Origin of the sequence: Iodobacter sp. CM08 (genome assembly GCF_033446605.1) — a bacterium.
Lineage (GTDB): Bacteria > Pseudomonadota > Gammaproteobacteria > Burkholderiales > Chitinibacteraceae > Iodobacter.
Map to the genome: position 1 here is coordinate 111,910 of NZ_JAWQUO010000011.1, position 18,611 is coordinate 130,520.

General features: G+C 49.7%; 16 protein-coding genes and 7 tRNA genes. 11 read left to right on the forward strand and 12 right to left on the reverse strand.

Annotated elements, in window-relative coordinates; translation table 11 throughout:
* Window positions 1–215 precede the first annotated feature (215 nt).
* A complete protein-coding gene (locus R6242_RS08215; RefSeq protein WP_318425919.1) occupies window positions 216–1,532 on the reverse strand; it encodes an NAD(P)/FAD-dependent oxidoreductase in 1,317 nt (438 codons plus the stop codon).
* 145 nt (window positions 1,533–1,677) lie between these two features.
* Window positions 1,678–2,715, reverse strand: a complete 1,038-nt coding sequence (selD, locus tag R6242_RS08220) for a selenide, water dikinase SelD (RefSeq protein WP_318425920.1) — start codon at window positions 2,713–2,715, stop codon at window positions 1,678–1,680.
* A gap of 133 nt (window positions 2,716–2,848) precedes the next feature.
* Here selD and mnmH point away from each other — a divergent pair, with 133 nt between their 5' ends.
* Complete coding sequence (gene mnmH / locus R6242_RS08225; protein ID WP_318425921.1) at window positions 2,849–3,886, forward strand: tRNA 2-selenouridine(34) synthase MnmH; 1,038 nt, start codon at window positions 2,849–2,851, stop codon at window positions 3,884–3,886.
* Between the two features lie 134 nt (window positions 3,887–4,020).
* On the opposite strand, the gene R6242_RS08230 is transcribed toward mnmH, so the two are convergent.
* Both R6242_RS08230 and R6242_RS08235 read right to left on the reverse strand, forming a co-directional pair.
* The gene (locus tag R6242_RS08230; protein WP_318425923.1) at window positions 4,021–5,640 is read right to left on the reverse strand and encodes a methyl-accepting chemotaxis protein; all 1,620 of its coding nucleotides are present in this window, start codon (window positions 5,638–5,640) and stop codon (window positions 4,021–4,023) included.
* Between the two features lie 169 nt (window positions 5,641–5,809).
* Window positions 5,810–6,577, reverse strand: coding sequence for an SDR family NAD(P)-dependent oxidoreductase (locus R6242_RS08235; RefSeq protein ID WP_318425925.1), 768 nt, complete (start codon window positions 6,575–6,577; stop codon window positions 5,810–5,812).
* A 200-nt stretch (window positions 6,578–6,777) separates the two neighbouring features.
* Between R6242_RS08235 and ampC the strand changes: the two genes are divergently transcribed.
* Window positions 6,778–7,959 carry a class C beta-lactamase gene (gene ampC, locus R6242_RS08240; RefSeq protein ID WP_318425927.1) on the forward strand — a complete coding sequence of 394 codons (1,182 nt, stop codon included), beginning with the start codon at window positions 6,778–6,780 and terminating at the stop codon, window positions 7,957–7,959.
* A gap of 208 nt (window positions 7,960–8,167) precedes the next feature.
* Here the strand turns inward: ampC and R6242_RS08245 are convergent, their stop codons facing one another.
* The 5 genes from R6242_RS08245 to R6242_RS08265 all read right to left on the reverse strand — a co-directional run bounded on the left by R6242_RS08245 (window position 8,168) and on the right by R6242_RS08265 (window position 11,071).
* Entirely contained in the window at window positions 8,168–8,779 is a 612-nt protein-coding gene (locus tag R6242_RS08245) for a carboxymuconolactone decarboxylase family protein (RefSeq protein WP_318425929.1), read from the reverse strand.
* A 9-nt stretch (window positions 8,780–8,788) separates the two neighbouring features.
* Window positions 8,789–9,169 carry a MerR family transcriptional regulator gene (locus R6242_RS08250; RefSeq protein WP_318425931.1) on the reverse strand — a complete coding sequence of 127 codons (381 nt, stop codon included), beginning with the start codon at window positions 9,167–9,169 and terminating at the stop codon, window positions 8,789–8,791.
* Between the two features lie 110 nt (window positions 9,170–9,279).
* Window positions 9,280–10,191 (reverse strand): polysaccharide deacetylase family protein, encoded by a 912-nt coding sequence (locus R6242_RS08255; RefSeq protein ID WP_318425933.1) that lies wholly within the window; start codon window positions 10,189–10,191, stop codon window positions 9,280–9,282.
* A gap of 50 nt (window positions 10,192–10,241) precedes the next feature.
* A complete protein-coding gene (locus R6242_RS08260) occupies window positions 10,242–10,757 on the reverse strand; it encodes an SRPBCC family protein (RefSeq protein ID WP_318425935.1) in 516 nt (171 codons plus the stop codon).
* Window positions 10,754–11,071: a PilZ domain-containing protein gene (locus R6242_RS08265; protein WP_293937194.1), complete on the reverse strand. Its 318-nt coding sequence runs from the start codon at window positions 11,069–11,071 to the stop codon at window positions 10,754–10,756. Before R6242_RS08265 ends, R6242_RS08260 begins: the two co-directional genes overlap by 4 nt.
* A gap of 286 nt (window positions 11,072–11,357) precedes the next feature.
* Here R6242_RS08265 and R6242_RS08270 point away from each other — a divergent pair, with 286 nt between their 5' ends.
* Window positions 11,358–11,576, forward strand: coding sequence for a hypothetical protein (locus R6242_RS08270; RefSeq protein ID WP_293937197.1), 219 nt, complete (start codon window positions 11,358–11,360; stop codon window positions 11,574–11,576).
* 98 nt (window positions 11,577–11,674) lie between these two features.
* On the opposite strand, the gene gspE is transcribed toward R6242_RS08270, so the two are convergent.
* The 3 genes from gspE to R6242_RS08285 are packed head-to-tail and all read right to left on the reverse strand — an operon-like array spanning window position 11,675 to window position 16,000.
* Window positions 11,675–13,132: a type II secretion system ATPase GspE gene (gene gspE, locus R6242_RS08275; RefSeq protein WP_318425938.1), complete on the reverse strand. Its 1,458-nt coding sequence runs from the start codon at window positions 13,130–13,132 to the stop codon at window positions 11,675–11,677.
* Window positions 13,129–15,171 carry a type II secretion system secretin GspD gene (gene gspD, locus R6242_RS08280; protein WP_318425940.1) on the reverse strand — a complete coding sequence of 681 codons (2,043 nt, stop codon included), beginning with the start codon at window positions 15,169–15,171 and terminating at the stop codon, window positions 13,129–13,131. Before gspD ends, gspE begins: the two co-directional genes overlap by 4 nt.
* A gap of 13 nt (window positions 15,172–15,184) precedes the next feature.
* Window positions 15,185–16,000: a type II secretion system protein N gene (locus R6242_RS08285; RefSeq protein WP_318425943.1), complete on the reverse strand. Its 816-nt coding sequence runs from the start codon at window positions 15,998–16,000 to the stop codon at window positions 15,185–15,187.
* A gap of 272 nt (window positions 16,001–16,272) precedes the next feature.
* Between R6242_RS08285 and R6242_RS08290 the strand changes: the two genes are divergently transcribed.
* The 8 genes from R6242_RS08290 to R6242_RS08325 all read left to right on the forward strand — a co-directional run bounded on the left by R6242_RS08290 (window position 16,273) and on the right by R6242_RS08325 (window position 18,594).
* Window positions 16,273–16,348 (forward strand) — tRNA-Val (locus R6242_RS08290).
* Between the two features lie 42 nt (window positions 16,349–16,390).
* Window positions 16,391–16,467, forward strand: a tRNA-Asp gene (locus R6242_RS08295).
* Window positions 16,468–16,576: 109 nt separating this feature from the next.
* Window positions 16,577–16,652, forward strand: a tRNA-Val gene (locus R6242_RS08300).
* Window positions 16,653–16,688: 36 nt separating this feature from the next.
* Window positions 16,689–16,765 (forward strand) — tRNA-Asp (locus R6242_RS08305).
* Window positions 16,766–16,874: 109 nt separating this feature from the next.
* Window positions 16,875–16,950: transfer RNA gene (locus R6242_RS08310), tRNA-Val, on the forward strand.
* Between the two features lie 42 nt (window positions 16,951–16,992).
* Window positions 16,993–17,069: transfer RNA gene (locus R6242_RS08315), tRNA-Asp, on the forward strand.
* A 109-nt stretch (window positions 17,070–17,178) separates the two neighbouring features.
* Window positions 17,179–17,254: transfer RNA gene (locus tag R6242_RS08320), tRNA-Val, on the forward strand.
* 191 nt (window positions 17,255–17,445) lie between these two features.
* Window positions 17,446–18,594, forward strand: a complete 1,149-nt coding sequence (locus R6242_RS08325; protein ID WP_318425945.1) for a PAS domain-containing protein — start codon at window positions 17,446–17,448, stop codon at window positions 18,592–18,594.
* Window positions 18,595–18,611 lie beyond the last annotated feature (17 nt).

An 18,611-nucleotide genomic window follows, 5' to 3' on the forward strand; every position in this document is an offset into this window, starting at 1 on the left:
GGGGGAGTGGATTTAAGAAGGCATATTCTGGCCGCCCATGCTGCAGTTGGCAAGGCAAAGCCTTTACAACACAAGGATGGGCACGGTTTTGGGTGAGGAGGGTTTTGTGCACACGCATGTGCAATATGATGCCTTCACTTGTAGCAATCTGGCAGCTTACCGCGTGGGCACAAAATCGTGCCCACGCTACGCCCATCAGCACTAGCACAATCGCATCAATGCAATTTAATCCTTGGTTTACTCACGCGATCAATGCATTCGGCCCATGTGGATAGCCAGGTTTTAAACCAGCCATTCACAGCCACCTGATGCTTTTTATAGAGAGACCAATACATCATTTTGGCAAATTGGCCTTCTATAAATAAGCTGCCACGGGCGATTCCGCCCATCAAGCTGCCCACCGTACTGTATTCGCCTAGCGAGACTAAAGAGCCATAATCCTGATATTTAAACGCTGGCAAAGGCTTGCCCGCTAAATACAGCGGCAGGCTTTTTGCTAGCAGCATGGCTTGCTGATGCGCCGACTGAGCGCGGGGTGGCACCATGCCTCCTTTATCATCTAGCGGACATGCAGCGCAGTCGCCCAATGCAAAAATGGCTGGATCACGCGAGGTTTGCAGCGTTTTGCCCACCACCAGCTGATTCAAGCGATTGCTTTCTAGCCCAGCAATATCCTTTAAAAAATCAGCAGCCTTAATCCCCGCCGCCCACACCACCAAATCGCTTGGGATAAACTTGCCTGAAGCCATTTTCACGCCAGATACCGACACATCTACCACGCGCTCGTTGGCGTGAATCTCTACCGCCATTTTGCGCAGCTCCAGCGCCACGGCATTGGATAAGCGCTCTGGCAGCACCGATAGCAATCGAGGCGCGGCATCAACAATTACAATTTTTAAATCGCGCTCGGGGTAGATATTGGCAAAGCCAAAGCTGCTCATAATGCGTGTGGCCATATGTAGCTCGGCCGATAGCTCTACCCCCGTGGCACCGCCACCAATAATAGTCACGGTAAAGCGCCCTTCCCCCGCCTGCTTACGCCTTGCCTGCGCACGCAAGCAGCTATTAATAAAGCGCTTATTAAAACGCTCTGCCGCCACAGGCGTATCCAGCATAATGGCGTGCTCGGCGACGCCTGGCGTGCCAAAATCATTGGTTTGGCTGCCCAGCGCCATCACCAGCGCATCATATGGGATCGTTTGCTCTGGCACCAGCTCGCTGCCGTCTTCCTCATCGAGGGTTGCAGCCAGCACCACTTCTTTGCTATCCCGATTTAAGCCCGTCATGCGGCCTAGCCGATAATCAAAATGATGCCAGCGGGCCAGCGCAAGATATTCCAGCTCGTCTGAATGGCTATCTAAAGTGCCAGCGGCCACCTGATGCAAAAGGGGCTTCCAAATGTGGGTGCGGGCAGCATCAATCAAGGTGATATGCGCCTTGCCCTTGCGGCCTAGCTTTTCACCCAGTTTCACTGCCAGCTCCAAACCGCCAGCTCCTCCCCCTACAATTACGATGCGCTTTAAGGCCGCCATTGCCATCCTCCCGCTGATTGATTACCCCAATTATGCAGCAAGCTGTAATGAAAAGGGCATGTAAAACAACCATTTAAACGGGCTTGATTACAGCGGGCTAATCAGCTACTTACGATGGAGAGTATCTGGCAGCAAAGCAAACGCATCACGCCACCCTCACCTGCGCATCCCCATCCACCAACTGCCCAATCACCGCCGCCTGTGCAAAGCCTTGCTGGTGGAACATCGCCAAGACTTCAGCGGCGTTTTCTGCTGCGCAGGCAACCAATAAACCGCCAGAGGTTTGTGCGTCGGCCATGATGCGTTGCTGCCACTCTGGCACGGATGCTGCAAAATCGACGTCTCTAGCAAAGCTGGCAAGATTGCGCTCGATGGCACCTGGGCCGATGCCTTGCTCGGCAAGGCCGATAGCGGCGGATAGTAGTGGTAAGTCTTTTGCCAGCACTTGAGCAGTCAGCTTTGCGCCTCGGCATACTTCTAATAAATGGCCGAGTAAGCCAAAGCCAGTAACATCGGTCAGTGCATGCACACCCGCTAGCTTGGCTAAATCTGCGCCCACTTTATTCAGCTGGGTCGTAGTATCAATCAGCTGCTTATAGCCGGCGTCATCGAGCAGGCCTTTTTTCATGGCCGTGCCTAAGATGCCAATGCCCAGCGGCTTGCCTAAAATCAGCACATCGCCCGCTTTAGCGTCACTATTTTTTTTGAGCTGCTTGGGATGCACCAAGCCTAGAGCCACCAAGCCATAGATAGGCTCAGGCGCATCGATCGAATGCCCGCCCGCAATCGGAATCCCTGCTGTTGCACAAACGGCAGCCCCACCGGCCAAGATTTGCTGGATATCTTCGATCGGCAGCAAATTGACCGGCATGCCCACAATTGCCAGCGCCATAATTGGCGTGCCACCCATGGCGTAAATATCAGAGATCGCATTGGTGGCAGCAATGCGGCCAAAATCAAAGGCATCGTCCACAATCGGCATAAAGAAATCGGTGGTGGCCACCAGTGCCTGCTCGTCGTTTAGCCAATAAACGGCGGCATCGTCTGAGGTTTCTGTGCCCACCAAAAGCTTGGGAAATAATGCCGCCGTTGGCAATTTAGAAAGCATTTCAGATAAAACCGCTGGGGCAATTTTGCAGCCACAGCCGCCGCCGTGCGATAGCTGAGTAAGCTTGGTACTCATGGCAATACTCCTAATATTGCAAGGGATGGCCTCAATATATAAAAAGCCAAACCCTTGCCAAGGTGATTTTTTCAGCGATAAGCACAGCGCCGTGGGACAATTGGCCAACCCCTGTGCTTATAGTGAAATAATTGTGAAAAATTTGTTGGCGACCTTAGCAGACCTCCACAGCTTTGACGAGGTGATTGATGTACGCACCCCGCTTGAATTTGCCGAAGATCATATCCCCGGAGCCATTAATGCGCCGGTGCTGAGTAATGAAGAGCGGGTGATTGTGGGCACGCTGTATAAGCAAGACCCTTTTGCCGCCACCAAATTAGGCGCGGGCCTGGTCGCCAAAAATCTAGGCATCCACCTTGCTACCACCTTTAAAGACAAGCCTAAAAACTGGCGTCCGCTGATTTACTGCTGGCGTGGCGGCAAGCGCTCTGGCTCGATGACTACTTGGTTTAACTTAATTGGCTGGAAAGCGCGGCAATTACAAGGGGGCTATAAGGCTTATCGCGGCGATGTATTAGTGCAATTAGAGCAACGCCCTACCGCAGCCCGCTTTATTGTTTTAGCCGGCCACACCGGCTGCGGTAAAACACGTCTTTTACACGCGCTAGAACAAGCAGGCGCGCAAACGCTGGATTTAGAAGGCATAGCCCAACATCGCGGCTCGGTGCTAGGGGCCAGCCCAGAAGGCGCGCAACCTTCACAAAAAAGCTTTGATAGTCAGCTTATAGCTAAGCTAGCAATGTTTGACCCCAGCCAACCGGTGTTTGTGGAAGCAGAAAGCAAGCGCATTGGCCTAATTCATCTACCCGCCAGCCTAATGCTGGCCATCCGCGCCGCCGATTGCGTGCTCATTGAGGCCAGCTTTGCAGACCGCATCCGCTTTTTATGCCAAGACTATGCCCATCTATTTGAAGCGCCTGATCACTTAAAAAACAAGCTCGCCAGACTGGTCGAAATGCACGGCAAAGTGGTGTTGACGCATTGGCATGAGTTAATCGATCAAGGCCAAAAAGCCGAGCTATTTGGCGAGCTCATCAGCAAACACTACGACCCCGCCTATAAGCGCAGCAGCCAAGGTAATTACCTAAGGCTAAATGAAGCCAAAAAACTAGAAATTGATCCTTCGGGTAATTTAAATGCCTATGCTAGGCAGTTGCTAGATTTGATCTAGCCACTTAGGCCATATTGTAAAATAGGCACGGTGCCCACGCGGCATGCTCATAGGCCGCCGTGGGCAAGATCAAGCCTTGCCCACCCTTTAGGGGAGTGATGTGTTGCAAACGCCCTAAGCGCTTAGGCCCATATTTACAGCTTAAACCGCTGCACAGATTGCAATAAGCGCGCAGATAGGTTTTGTAAATCATGGGCAGATGCTGCGCTTTGCTGAATTTCCTGCGCTTCTAGCTCTGCCCTTTGGGCGATCTGCTCTACCGCCTTGGCAATTTCGGTTGTCGCCATGCTTTGCTCCCGAATCGCGCTGCCAATGCTATCCACCACGCTGCGCACCTGCTCCGCACCACTCCGAATATCTTCGATCGCCGTACCGGCCTCGTTCGCTAAAGCCACGCTGGCATTGGCCTGCTCTACGCCGCTTTCCATTTGCACAATGGCTTCTCGCGTGCCGGTTTGAATCTGCCCCACCATCACGGCAATTTCCTGCGTAGATTTACTGGTGCGCTCGGCAAGCTTACGCACTTCATCGGCTACCACCGCAAAGCCTCGGCCCTGCTCGCCCGCTCTGGCCGCTTCAATCGCGGCATTCAGCGCCAGCAGATTGGTCTGGTCGGCGATATCTTTAATGGTGCTGACGATCGAGGTGATTTTATCTGACTGACGGCCCAACTCCTCAATCCTCACCGCCGAGCCTTTCACCAGCTCGGCAATCTTATGCACCTCGGCGGTAGCGCGATGAATCACCACCGCACCGCGGCCCGACATTTCTCTGGCGGATTCTGCCAGCCCGCGTGCATCGCTGGTGTTAGCAGTGACATGATCGATCGACACCGACATTTCCTCCACCGCCGCCGCCATAGACGATGCCGATTCGCTCTGCTCGCTGGCACGCAGCGCCACTTCGGCCGAGCTAGCACTCAGGCTGCTGGCGGCTGTGCTCATTTGCCCTGCTCCGCCAATCACCTCACCAATCATATTGCGTAAGGTCTGCTGCATATCGCGCATGCTAGCCATCAAGCTATCCTGATCGCCCGCTTTACAGCTCACCATCTGATCTAAACGACCACTGGCTACGCTTTTTGCCAAAGCCACTGCCTCCTGCGGCTCCCCGCCCAGTAGCTGAAACAAATAGCGCCCAAGCATGAGTAATGCACCTGCCACCAGTGCCATCATCAGTAGGCCCAGTGGCAGCAAAACATACAACGCGCTGCGAAACTTAACGTCCACATCGTCAATATAAGCGCCCGTACCAATCACCCAGCCCCAAGGTGCAAAACCTTGGACATAAGAAATTTTATCCACAGGCTCGGTGCTGCCAGGCTTACTCCATTGATATTCCACAAAACCAGCGCCCTCGCTTCTAACCACCTTCACCATTTCCAAAAACAAAGCCTTGCCATTTGGATCTTTTAAGTTTGAAAGATCTTTACCAACCAGCTCTGGCTTAGTGGCATGCATCAGCATTTTTGGGCTTTCATCATTCACCCAAAAATACTCTTTTTTATCGTAACGAATCGCCTTTAAAGCTTGTAGGGCCGAGGCCTGCGCCGTAGCCTGATCCATTTTTCCATCACGGCTTTGCTGTTCAAAATGCGCCACTACCGTTTGCGCAGCTTCAGCTAAATTACGTACTTTATCTTTACGCCCACTTAACATTTCATCTTTAAAATGAAACAACATCAGCGTGCCCATAGTCAGAAAAGCCAGCAGAGTAATCCCAGCCACCAAAATAAGTCTGCTGCGTAAAGTCATTTGCCCCTTCATTGCATTCTCCAAAGTTTATTATTAATTACTTATCCACTGGATTATGCATGTGTAAGGATTATACGCGGCAGCCTTTCTATAATTTGTTGCAAATCCACGACTACGAGAAAGCACGTATGGCAACAGCCACGATGGCTTCGATTCCCCGCATCAAAACTCAAGCATGCAAGCCGCCATCCACCACCAAGCTATGCCCCACCACATACGACGATGCGGCGGAACTTAGCCAAAGGATGGCATTGGCAATTTCGTTCGCTTGGGCAAGCCTGCCGATGGGGATAGCTTTTGCTAGCTGCGCCTGATGCTCAAGCAAGTGATCTTCAGAGAGATGTGCCGTGCGGCGGGTGCGGCGTGGTGTTTCGGTAGCGCCTGGGCAAACCACGTTAATCCTAACGCCACGCCCGATATACTCTTTTGCCGTAGAGCGGGTTAGCCCAATCACCGCGTGCTTGGCCGCGCTATACATGGCTGCCGTTGGTGCGCCAGACAAACCATTTACCGATGACACATTCACAATCGTGCCACCACCAAAGCGCAGCATCGCCTGAATCTGCTGCTGCATACAATTAAAAACACCTAAAACATCGGTGGATATCGTGTTACTCGCCATTTCAAAGCTCATTTCATGCGTAGCTGCAGGTGTAAAATCACAAGCGGCGCTGTTCACTGCTGCATTCAACTGACCAAAATGCTCAACAGTAAAACGAAGCAAAGCAGCAACAGACAAAGGATTACTCACATCGCAGCCATAAAAAACCGCATCACCTAGCTTAGAAAGCTGCAACTGGGCCTTGGCCCCTTGTTCAACATTACGTGCAGCCACAACAACCTTAGCGCCATTCGCCACAAAAGCCATTGCAGCAGCCAAGCCAATACCTGTTGTTCCACCCGTAATTAACACTACTTTGCCGTGAATGCTTTGCATAAAACCACCTAATGACGTTGGGATGGGCTGATTATATAAGCTAGAGCCAAGTTACAAATGTTACAAAATAGTATATTTACCAAATAGCACAGCCTTTATTACTATATGTTGCTCATTTAACGGTGCAGAAAAAATCTAACTTATATATCGCCATCCACACCTAAATATGCAATATTCATTACTTAAAAAGGCACTTATTCATGCGTAAGAAAATAATATATTTAATAAAAACAATAACGCTACTAGGATGCATTAGCCCATTAAGCTATGCGGCAGCAAATATAGATCAAGACAAAATAAAAAAAATAGTAAATATAGCAATAACCCCTATTCAAAAAGAATTCAACATCCCTGGTATGGCTATTGCGATCAGCATTGATGGCAAGGAGTATTTTTATAATTATGGCCTAGCATCAAAAGAGAGCAAACAAGCCGTTAGCCAAGATACACTATTTGAAATTGGCTCGATTAGTAAAACTATGACCGCCACATTGGCGTCGATTGCCCAAATCAATGGTCAGCTTTCATTTACAGATAGTGTGAGCCAGCATTTGCCTTATTTACGTGGCAGTGCCTTTGATAAAGTCAGCCTGCTTAATCTGGCCACGCATACCGCCGGCGGCTTGCCACTGCAAGTGCCTGAAGAAATTAAGAATAATGATCAATTAATGGCTTATTTTAAAAACTGGCAACCTAGCTATGCAGCGGGCTCACATCGCGTTTATTCCAACCCAAGCATTGGCTTGCTTGGCATGATTAGCGCAAACAGCATGAATACTTCTTTTGAAGAAGCGATTGAAAAGAAATTATTCCCAGCGCTAGGAATGAAAGATAGCTACATAAATGTACCTGCAGCCCAAATGAAAAATTACGCTCAAGGCTACACTACAAAAGATGTGCCCGTCAGAGTCAACCCAGGTGTTTTAGCTGCAGAAGCGTATGGCGTAAAATCCAGCTCCGCAGATATACTGAAATTTATAAAGGCTAATATGCAGATTGGCAAAATAGATAGCAAATGGCAACAAGCACTAATCAATACCCATGCTGCCTACTATAAAGCAGGCGAAATAACCCAAGACTTAATTTGGGAACAATATGTCTATCCGGTGAAATTAAATATTTTACTGGCCGGCAATAGCAATACAATGGCTCTTCAAGCAATAGCCACCAATCAAATCACCCCACCATTAGCGCCACAAACCAATGCATGGATAAATAAAACCGGCTCTACCAATGGCTTTGCTGCCTATGTAGCTTTTATTCCAGCTAAAAAAATAGGCATTGTGATTTTAGCTAATAAAAACTATCCAATTCCACCACGGGTGACGGCGGCTTATCAAATACTAAGCCAATTAGACCCGCAGACAACGCATAAAAACTAAGCACATATCAAGCCTTGAATGCCAGAGGGAGCCAAGCGGCTCCCTTTTTTTAAGCCAGCCACGCCTTTGCAATCGCAAAGCTATCTTCAAATATCTCATAGCTTTGAATTTGGCCATCCAGCACCACAAAGCGCATCACAAATGCGCCTTGATACGCATGGCCATTCTTGTATTGCCAGGCAAAATGCCCGCGAGCGAGGGCTTCATTTTAGCCGTCGTACCAACGATCAATCACAAATTGCGTGGCATGCCCAGCGGCAGCAATCTGTTGCAAGCATTGCTCGACTTCTGTGCTGCCCTGCCATAGCCCTGCCCAAGGCACGATATGGCGATCACCCGGAATATGCCAAATGATGGCTTCGCTTAAATAATCTAAAGGCGGCTGGCCTGCTATGAAGCCAGCGATAAAAGCTTTGGCCACAGCAAGTGGGGCCAGTGGGCGCTCTGGGACTTGATAGTGGGCAAAGACTTCTTTAGCGGCAAACACGGCATTAAGCGCAGCAGGAAAACCCGCATAAACCGCAGTTTGGATCAGCACTTCGATGATTTCTTCGCGGCTTAGCCCCACATTTAAGGCTGCTTCTAAATGCACTTTTAATTGCGGTGCGGCATTGCCCATGGCGGCCAGCATGGCAACGGTGGCTAGCTCTCTTTGCGCAAGAGAAAGCCCTGGACGGGAATAGATTTCGCCAAAGGCAAATTCGATAATATAGCGGCCCAGATCGGGCGCAATATCAGACAGGCTGGCCATCACCCGCTCCCCTGCCTGATCGTCGACTTCTTTAAGTTTTTTCCAGCCAGATAGATGTTCGTAGTGCATTGCATTCCCCTAAGTTGAAGAGAATGACGCTTCCATTTGCCGGTAAATCTCAATTTTGCCCTGTAGCAGCAGTAAGTTTTCCTGCAGGCTGTCAATTTGCAGCGCAACGGCGGCGGCGTGTGCTTCCAGCATTTCACGCCTTGGTACTAAGCTATCCGGTGTATGCCCCGCCCGCCGTAAGCTGGCATAACGCTGCATATCCACAATGCCCATGCCAGTTGAGCGCAGCCGCAGTAAAAATGCGATCCAGCCCAAATCCTCATCTCGATAACGGCGCTGGCCATTTAAGCCACGCGGCACGGCATCGATCAGACCGATTTTTTCGTAATAGCGCAGGGTATCTATGCTTAAACCGCAGTGCTCTGAGACTTTGGAAATAGATAAGGTCATAGGAAATGCAGCATAAAAGCTGGAGTGCGCTCCAGCGCAAGGGGAAGTTTGATTTAGCTAAAGGGCACGACATGCCGTGCCCTACCATCTACCACATGCTCCCGCCCCCATCAAACAGGGAAACGTGGCCCTTGCAGGGCTAGCGTGCCGCTACGCCCTTCTAGCTCGCCCATTTCTACGCTGTGATAAGGCAGGCTGGTGGTGTCTAATGCGTTGAAAAGCTCAAGGGTTGAAACTAACTTATAGCCCTGTGCCTGCCAGCCTTGCAGCAAGCGTTCAAATGCCGGTAGCAGCTTCATGCCTTCTAACTCGGCGTGCAGGGTGTAGACGTGGCCGAACTCTGGCTCGGCGGCGGTGAGCTTCAATAGATGCTCGTGGACATTATCTGGCGTTAAATCCCCCACGCCGATCAGCTCATCCAAGGTAGGCAGAGTGGTAGGTAGCTGCACACAGCGCACGGGTTCGCCCTTCACAACCGGCCAAAATGGATGGGTGCCGCGCGTATCCGATGCGTAAGTTAAAGCCATACGCTGCTGGTGGCGATAGGCTTCTGGATTCATTTGCCAGCCTGCTGCACCGTGGGTTTTAGCAGCTGTGCCAAATACTTCGGCAAAGCGATCAGCGGCCAGATCAATCTGCTCGCGCGTCCAAGCGGCCGATTCACCCGCCACATAATCCTGCCACTTAATGTGATCCCAAGTGTGAATGCCCACTTCAAAGCCGCTTGCCGCCACGCTGCGTAAGATATCGGCACAGCGGCGGCCAATATCTGGGCCAGGGAGCAGCGTGCCGTAGAGCAGGGTTTGAATGCCGTAATGCTCCACCACCGAGGTGCGCGATACTTTTTTCATAAAGCCAGGACGAAACACGCGCTTAATGGCGCGGCCAGTGTGATCTGGCCCTAGGCTAAATAAGAAGGTGGCATCGGCTCCCATGCGTTGCAATAATTCAACGAGGCGGGGCACGCCTTCGCGCGTGCCGCGATAGGTATCGACATCAATTTTTAAGGCAAGAAGTTTCATTAGCGCTTGTTTTTTTAATGAGTTTGGGGGGAAGAGGCAGCGGCATGTTGCTACCTTTTTAGCATTTCTTGTTGCATCGCCATAAACTGCTGGCGAATCTGGCTGCGCATGGTATCCAGCGCAAAGCCAGCCAAAAAACCCGATTCAGGCTGCCATTCTGCGTGATAGCTTATCACGGTCTGACCGGCGCTTACTTTAAGCTGTGCAATACTCTTATAGGCATCGCTGCCACCCACTGACGTAGCCCTGATCTCGCTATAAGGCTTTAGATCGATATCACGCATCGATTCATAATGGTAGTTAAATAGGCTTAACGGCACGCTGATGACTTGGGCCACACGCAGGTGATCGCCATTTTGGCTGAGAATATGGCTGCTTTGCAGCTGCGGCAAAAACTGCGGCATGTGTTCAAAATCCACCATCACCTGCCAAGCCTGCTCCTTGCTGACTGCCACGCTAAATTCAGCATCAATTTTTACTAAATCAGCGTCTTTATGGGCTTCCACTTTTACCTCGCTGGCGGCGGAAAAAGCAGAAAACAGTAAGGTAATCAAAACTAGTTTCATCGAATCACCTTTAAAATAGACAAGCCCAGCTCGTAAACCGAGCCCTGCTCAATCTGGTGGCAGCGCACTACCCTTACCCGCACAGCCAGTGGCTCTCTTGGCCCAGCACCATCTGATGGCGGCATCACAAACAGATCAAATTTTTCATCGGGCCGTGGCACATAGTTGGTCTCTACCGTTAATCCGGTTACGCTTAAATCAGTGCAGTTACCGTAATATGCAGGACCAAAATCCAGAGGCCTTATTTTAACTTTGCACTTAACGGGAATGCGCAAGGCATCGCGTTTATTGTGGTCATTCAAGCCGGCTTTCATGGAGAAAATCCTGTTGGATGGCGCTCGAAAAAGAAAGAATATCAGCTAAACTTGTTTTCTGATTATGTCTCTTGCTCAATGAGCTCTGTGCAGATGGGTTTCTTAAGTGTTGGGCTTGGTTTTTGAATGTGTAGGGCGGGTGAAACCCGCGAGCCATGCTGAAGAAATACGCGGGTTTCACCCGCCCTACGATATTTATAATGAAATTGAGCAAGAGACATAATCAGGACTTGTTTTATGCCGTATTCACAATCTTAGTTCGAGAATGCCCCAAGGAGGAGAGATCATGTCGGATATTTCTGGGATAAAATCCTACGTTGTTAGCCTAAATCAAGCGCTCAAACAAACATCAACGCAAACCACTCAGCAGCTAGAACAAATTGCCTCACGCGTGGCAAAAAAAGCAGATGCCGCCACCGATGTAGGCCTCGCCAGCATTCAGCGCGCCAACGCAACCAATGAGGCGCTAGGCGAGTATCGCAATAAAATTGATACTTTTGCTTAATAAGACATTAAACAACACATCATTGATTCGGCTTGCCTTTACCCGCAGCCGCTAATGGGCGCATCACGATTGATATCGGATGCGCCCGTTTGGGCTATTTAAACATCCCGCGTTACACGCAAGACTTCTTCTAGCGTTGTTTCACCCTCTAAAACACGGCGAACACCATACTGACGCAGGCTTAGCATGCCTTGGCTGCTGGCATAAAGCTTCATCGCCTGCTCGGTAGCCCGCTCATGCATCATGCTACGCAGCGTTTCATCAACCACCAGCAGTTCATACAAGCCACTGCGGCCACGATAGCCGCTCTGCTTACATTCAGGGCAACCTACAGCACGATAAATCAGCTTGTCGCTGCCTAATTGCTCAGTGGTTAAAGCATCTGCTGTATGTAGCTGACGGCAAGCTGGGCATAAGCGACGGGCTAGCCGCTGGGCCAACACACCTAATAAAGACGATGCCAGTAAGAATGGCTCGATCCCCATATCCACCAAACGCGTCACCGCACTGGCCGCGTCATTAGTGTGCAGGGTGGCCAACACCAAGTGCCCCGTCAGCGATGCTTGCACGGCAATTTGCGCGGTTTCTAAATCACGAATTTCGCCAATCATCACCACGTCTGGGTCTTGGCGCAAAATGGCCCGCAGCGCACGAGAAAAAGTCATATCAATCCGCGTGCTAACTTGGGTTTGCCCCACGCCATCTAGATCGTACTCAATCGGGTCTTCTACCGTCATGATATTGCTGGATTGTGCATCCATACCGCTCATCGCGGCATACAGCGTGGTGGTTTTCCCCGAGCCAGTTGGCCCAGTCACCAAGATAATGCCGTGCGGCTGAGCGAGCAGCTTTTCTAAAGTAGCCAGCGTATCTGCCGCCATCCCCAGCTTGGCAAGATTTAAGCGCCCTGCTGATTTATCCAATAAACGCAGCACCACGCGTTCGCCGTGACCAGTAGGCAGGGTAGACACCCGCACATCCACTGGGCGGCCCGCTATGCGTAAGGTAATCCGGCCATCTTGTGGCAGGCGTTTTTCGGCGATATCGAGGCCCGCCATCACCTTAATCCGCGATACTAGCGCGGCATGCAAGGCACGCTTAGGCTCGATCACATCGGCTAGGCGGCCATCGATACGAAACCGCACTACCGAGCGCGTTTCAAATGGCTCGATATGCACATCCGATGCGTTTTCACGCAGGGCTTCGGTAAGGAGCGCGTTAATCAGCCGAATAATCGGCGCATCATCTTCGGTTTCAAGCAGATCTTCAATTTCGGGCAAGTCTTGCGCAAGGCGGGATAAATCTAGATTTTCTTCCAGATCATCCACCACCATGGCCGCGCCGCTGCCTTGGCCAAATAATTGCGATAGCTGCGCCTCAAACTCAGCCGCGTCAACCACCGAGATATTTAATGGCCTAGCAGCAACACGGCGTAATTCGTTTAAGGCAGAAAAATCCCCGCCTTTACGAAACAGTACCGAAACCGAATCGGCCTCATGCAAAACATCCACCACGCCGCGATCGCGGGCAAAGTGATACGGCACTAAACGACTCATGGTTTAACTACCGGATCTGATGGAGTAAGCGGCGTTGCTTTGCGCGCATCAATCACTTCGGGCAAGGCCACCGCAGGCATTTCTGGCAAGACAAAGCTCGCTGGACGCTCAAAGTGATTTTGCTCAGCACGTAAATACTGATAGCGATCAGATGAGAGCGCGCGTGTTGCATCGGCATCTCTTAGCACCACAGGGCGTAGAAACACCATCAGATTTACTTTCTGTGATGAACGATCCTCATAGCGGAAAAAAGCCCCCAGATAGGGAATATCGCCCAGTAAAGGTACTTGGCTGCGCTTTACCGTTACCCGATCCTCGATCAGCCCACCCAGCACAATAATCTGCCCATCATCGACTAATACTTTGGAATCAATCGAGCGCGTTTTGGTCGCTAAACCCGCACCATTGGTAATCACCGATGGATCGATGCTTGAGACTTCCTGATACACCGTTAACGTAATACTGCCGCCTTCCGATACTTGGGGGCGAACGCGTAATTTAATCCCTACATCTTTACGCTCAATCGATACAAATGGATTGGTATTGGCATTAGCAGATGCCTGCGAGCCAGTAATGATCGGGATATTTTGCCCAACCATGATCTTGGCTTCTTCATTATCCAAGGTCATTAAATTTGGCGTGGAGAGCACATTGCCATCACCACTATCTTGCAGTGCGGAGGCTAACACCCCCAAGGTAGGTGTGCGGCCATTTACTGGATTGCCATTGAGAATACCCAAGCTTAAGCCGCCCGGAATCACCGATGGATCTTTAGTGGCAATCCCTTTAAGCAAAGAGCCCAAGCCATTTAATGAGGCAGCGCCCACGGCAGAAACGTTTTCGTTGCCCCCAGCCAGCAGCCACTGCACCCCAAACGCCCCCGCCTTCGATACATTCACCTCTGCAATCATCGCCTCGACATACACCTGAGCACGGCGCACATCCAGCTTATCGATCACCGAGCGCAGGTTGTTATAGATATTGTCCGGCGCGGTAATCACCAAGGAATTGGTCATATTGTCGGCTTGAATCATCACATTTACGCCGCCAATTTGTACATTTGCTGCGGCGGATGTAGGCGCGGCTGGCGCACTGGCTGGCATGCCCCCAGCAGGGCTGGCGCTCATGCTGCTTGCAGGCGCGGCGGCCGTTGAGCCAGAATCTTGCCCGGTCATAATCCCCTTTAGGGTATTGGCAAGCTTGGCGGCTTCGGCATTTTTTAAATACACCACATGGATATTGCCACCTGATGAGCCTTGGTTATCCATGGTTGCGGCCAGCTTTTTAATTTGCTGTGCATGGGTTAAATTTTCACTGCGCACCATCAAGCTATTGCTGCGCAAATCCGGCACCACAATACTGCGCTTTACACCTTCGGCCGCAGGCATACTTTGGTTAACGCCCTGTACCATAATTTCTGGCATTAGGCGCGCCAAGTTTTGCGCCACATCCACCGCCGAAGCATATTTGAGCGAAACGGAAAAAATATCTGAGCTGGCAGGCTGATCAATTCGCTCAATAATCTGATTTAGGCGGCGGATATTGTCCGCATAATCCGTAATTACCAGCGTATTGCTACCTGGATAGGCCGCAATCGTATTATTCGGGCTAATCAGCGGGCGCAGAATCGGTACCATTTGCACCGCCGATTCATACTTCATCGGGTAAACCTGCGTCACCATGCTGTCACCTGATAACTTCATGCCGCGATTACCGGTATTACTGTAATGCTGCTTGGCATCGGCTTCTGGCAGCACCTTCACCACCCCACTCGACTCCACCGCAGTAAAACCTTGCTGGCGTAAAGCCGATAATAAAATCGGAAAAACCATTTCTTTACTGACGGCTTGGCTAGACACAATATTTAAAGTGCCTTTTACCCGCGGATCAATGACAAAGTTTTTACCTGAAATCAAACCAATCGCTTTAATGGTGGATTCGATATCAGCATTAACAAAATTAAGCGTGACTTTATCATCGGCAGCAATCGTTAACTGGGATGCTAAAAGGCAGGCAAGTAGGAAGGGGCGCAGAATCATGGGATTTAACAACTCAAGGCTGAATAAGATATTGCAAATTGACCGAGCTGCCGTTGCGAAGCACAACGAGCAACACTTGGGGCTGCTGACTAAAAACAGTATAAATCAAAGAAATATCGGCGACTTGAGCCAAGTTTTGGCCATTAATCGTTTTAATCACATCGCCGTTTTGTAATTGCAACAACCTAGAAAAAGGCTGAGTCGCAATATTATCAATTTGGATACCGCCTTCACGGTAAGTAGATAGGCCTTTGGCCCAATCCGCCACATTAGCCCCCTGCATCGCTCCCGCTAATTGGCCACGCGAAAGCGTTGCTTGAGCCGCCGCTGCAGCAGGCGCATTATTTGAAGGGGTGGCAGGGAGTAAAGCGCCGCTAGCTAGCACAGGCACGCTGTTGTGGCCTTCCAACATCAAGGTTTGACGACGACCGTTATCATCTAACACCACATGGTCGGCAGCAATTTCAATCAGTTTGATATTACCTTGCAGAGTTTGCCCAACTTGCGCCGCCACAGCGCTGGCTTCCAGCCCAGTAAAAATCGCCGCCCCATAACCTTTTTGCCCCGCAATCACCGCTAAAAGCTTTGCTTGCAGCGTTGAAACGGTAGTGGCTTGGCTAGTATCACTACCAAACCAATCTTGTGCCACAGAAAAATCTTGTGCGCGCTGAGCAGATATTTCTAAAGGAAGAATCAAGCGTAAAGCCTGAGGACTCGGCTCAAAAACACGCCAAAATAGTCCGGCCAATAGCCATAACAATACGCAAAGTAAGACTGGCTGTACTTTTGCTATAAGAATAGTGAGATGAGACAGTCTGAAAGCTTTCACGAAGACAAGGTACTTTGCACAAATGGGAAGCTCATTTATACCGTAAAGCCCCCTAACTGACTACCGCATAGATATTTCAATCAAAAGGTGTTGACACGTTTTTTAGGGCATGATCTAATGCGCACCTCTTTCGAGACAGGGTAAGCAGCTCAGTAAGCAGGGCCGCTATTCGGTAGCTAAAGATTTGTTGTTTAAGAGGTGACGTAGCTCTGTTGCTAGAGTTGTCTCCTTGTACGTTTGATCTCTTTAAGCGTACTAAATGTTTTATAGATGGGTGATTAGCTCAGTTGGTAGAGCGTCTGCCTTACACGCAGAATGTCGGCGGTTCGACCCCGTCATCACCCACCACTTAGCAATAAGTGTTGTAGTAAGAATTAGTTATGCAACTGAGGAGTGGTAGTTCAGTTGGTTAGAATACCGGCCTGTCACGCCGGGGGTCGCGGGTTCGAGTCCCGTCCGCTCCGCCAACTCATAACTGGTTTGTTTTACAGATTTACAGATGGGTGATTAGCTCAGTTGCTAGAGTTGTCTCCTTGTACGTTTGATCTCTTTCAGCGTACTAAATGTTTTATAGATGGGTGATTAGCTCAGTTGGTAGAGCGTCTGCCTTACACGCAGAATGTCGGCGGTTCGACCCCGTCATCACCCACCACTTAGTCGAATAAGTGTTGTTTTAAAATACCGCTGCGGAGTGGTAGTTCAGTTGGTTAGAATACCGGCCTGTCACGCCGGGGGTCGCGGGTTCGAGTCCCGTCCGCTCCGCCAAGTATCTTTGGATTTGTTGTATAGATGTATTAATGGGTGATTAGCTCAGTTGCTAGAGTTGTCTCCTTGTACGTTTGATCTCTTTAAGCGTACTAAATGTTTTATAGATGGGTGATTAGCTCAGTTGGTAGAGCGTCTGCCTTACACGCAGAATGTCGGCGGTTCGACCCCGTCATCACCCACCACTTAGCAATAAGTGTTGTAGTAAGAATTAGTTATGCAACTGAGGAGTGGTAGTTCAGTTGGTTAGAATACCGGCCTGTCACGCCGGGGGTCGCGGGTTCGAGTCCCGTCCGCTCCGCCAACTCATAACTGGTTTGTTTTACAGATTTACAGATGGGTGATTAGCTCAGTTGCTAGAGTTGTCTCCTTGTACGTTTGATCTCTTTCAGCGTACCAAATTTTTTATAGATGGGTGATTAGCTCAGTTGGTAGAGCGTCTGCCTTACACGCAGAATGTCGGCGGTTCGACCCCGTCATCACCCACCACCCCTTCTGCGTTAGCTCTGTCCTTCGTATCAAGCCTCCCTAAAAACATTCAGTAAGTCGACTAAATCCCAATACCATTCATCTATTTGTTGTTGCACAACCACTATTTTTTTGTTTTTTATGCTTCAGCCATCGCAAAGAAGAGATGCAACCGCTAAACTGGCAGCCTCTTAGCAAGGTGGTAACCATTTATGAATTCTCCCCTTGCCATGGCCTCACGCATATCAACACGCATCATCTCTCTTGCACTTGTTGCAGGCGTTGTGGCCTTGCTCTTATTTATCTTAGCTGAACAGCTAAGCCCAATTGCCTACCTGCTTGAAGCATGGTTCGCTGCTTGTGCGATTGCTCTTGTCTTACGCAAAAAGCATAAAGCCACTCCAAACAATCCAAATACAGAAACTGGTGCGCTAGATGATATTGCCTATTGTTTGCCCGACCTAATCTGGAAGATTAACTTTGCCAGCCGCAGCGTCAGCCCCTTAAACAATGTTTTTGCCGATATCCATCCCCTAGCTACTGAAGAAAACAAAAAAATATCCGTACTCTTTCCGCCTAGGATTTCACGTCAGTATCTAGAAGCCCTGATTTCTGTACAAAGCACCCAATGCACTCAGGCATTTGAATATCAATTAAGCGGTAGCGATCAAGTTAAACGTTATTTTGAAGCACGCTTACTGCCACAATCATCCCGTGAATGCTTGGCGATGATTCGTGATATCACCCATGTAAAGGACACCGAGCAAGCGCTGCTTAATCAACAATTGTTTGTGCATCAAATTATTGATTCCAGCCCTAATTTAATTTTTGTACGCGATAAGCATGGCCGCTTCTTATTAGTAAACCGTGCTACCCAAACACAATTGGGGCATGAATTATTAGTGCAATCGCATATGGGCTTAGTTGATTCGCCACAGCCATTTACGCTGGGTGATAAAGACGTGCTAGAAAATGGCGAAACCATACGCCATTTAGATTCATGGATCATGCCAGATAATCAATTGCATTGGTTTGATATCACCAAGCTACCGATTGTGCGCGATGAAAACACTTATATTTTATCCATTGCGATGGATATTTCGCACTTAAAAAGCACCGAAGCCGCGATGGAGCATTTCCAACATTTAGTCCGCGATGTGGCAGATGCCCTACCTGCGCGCTTTTTCTTAATTGAAAAAGGCCTGATTACCTTTGCAAACAAGGGTGCAGAAGAATTATTTAATCAAAGCTCCCTAACAGGTAAAACAATAGATAGTTTGATTGATGCAAATGCAGACCCTAGCAGCTACCAAATCATTGATATCGCCAGTAGCTCTAATCAGCTACTTATTTTTAAATAAGCAGCTGATCAGAGCTA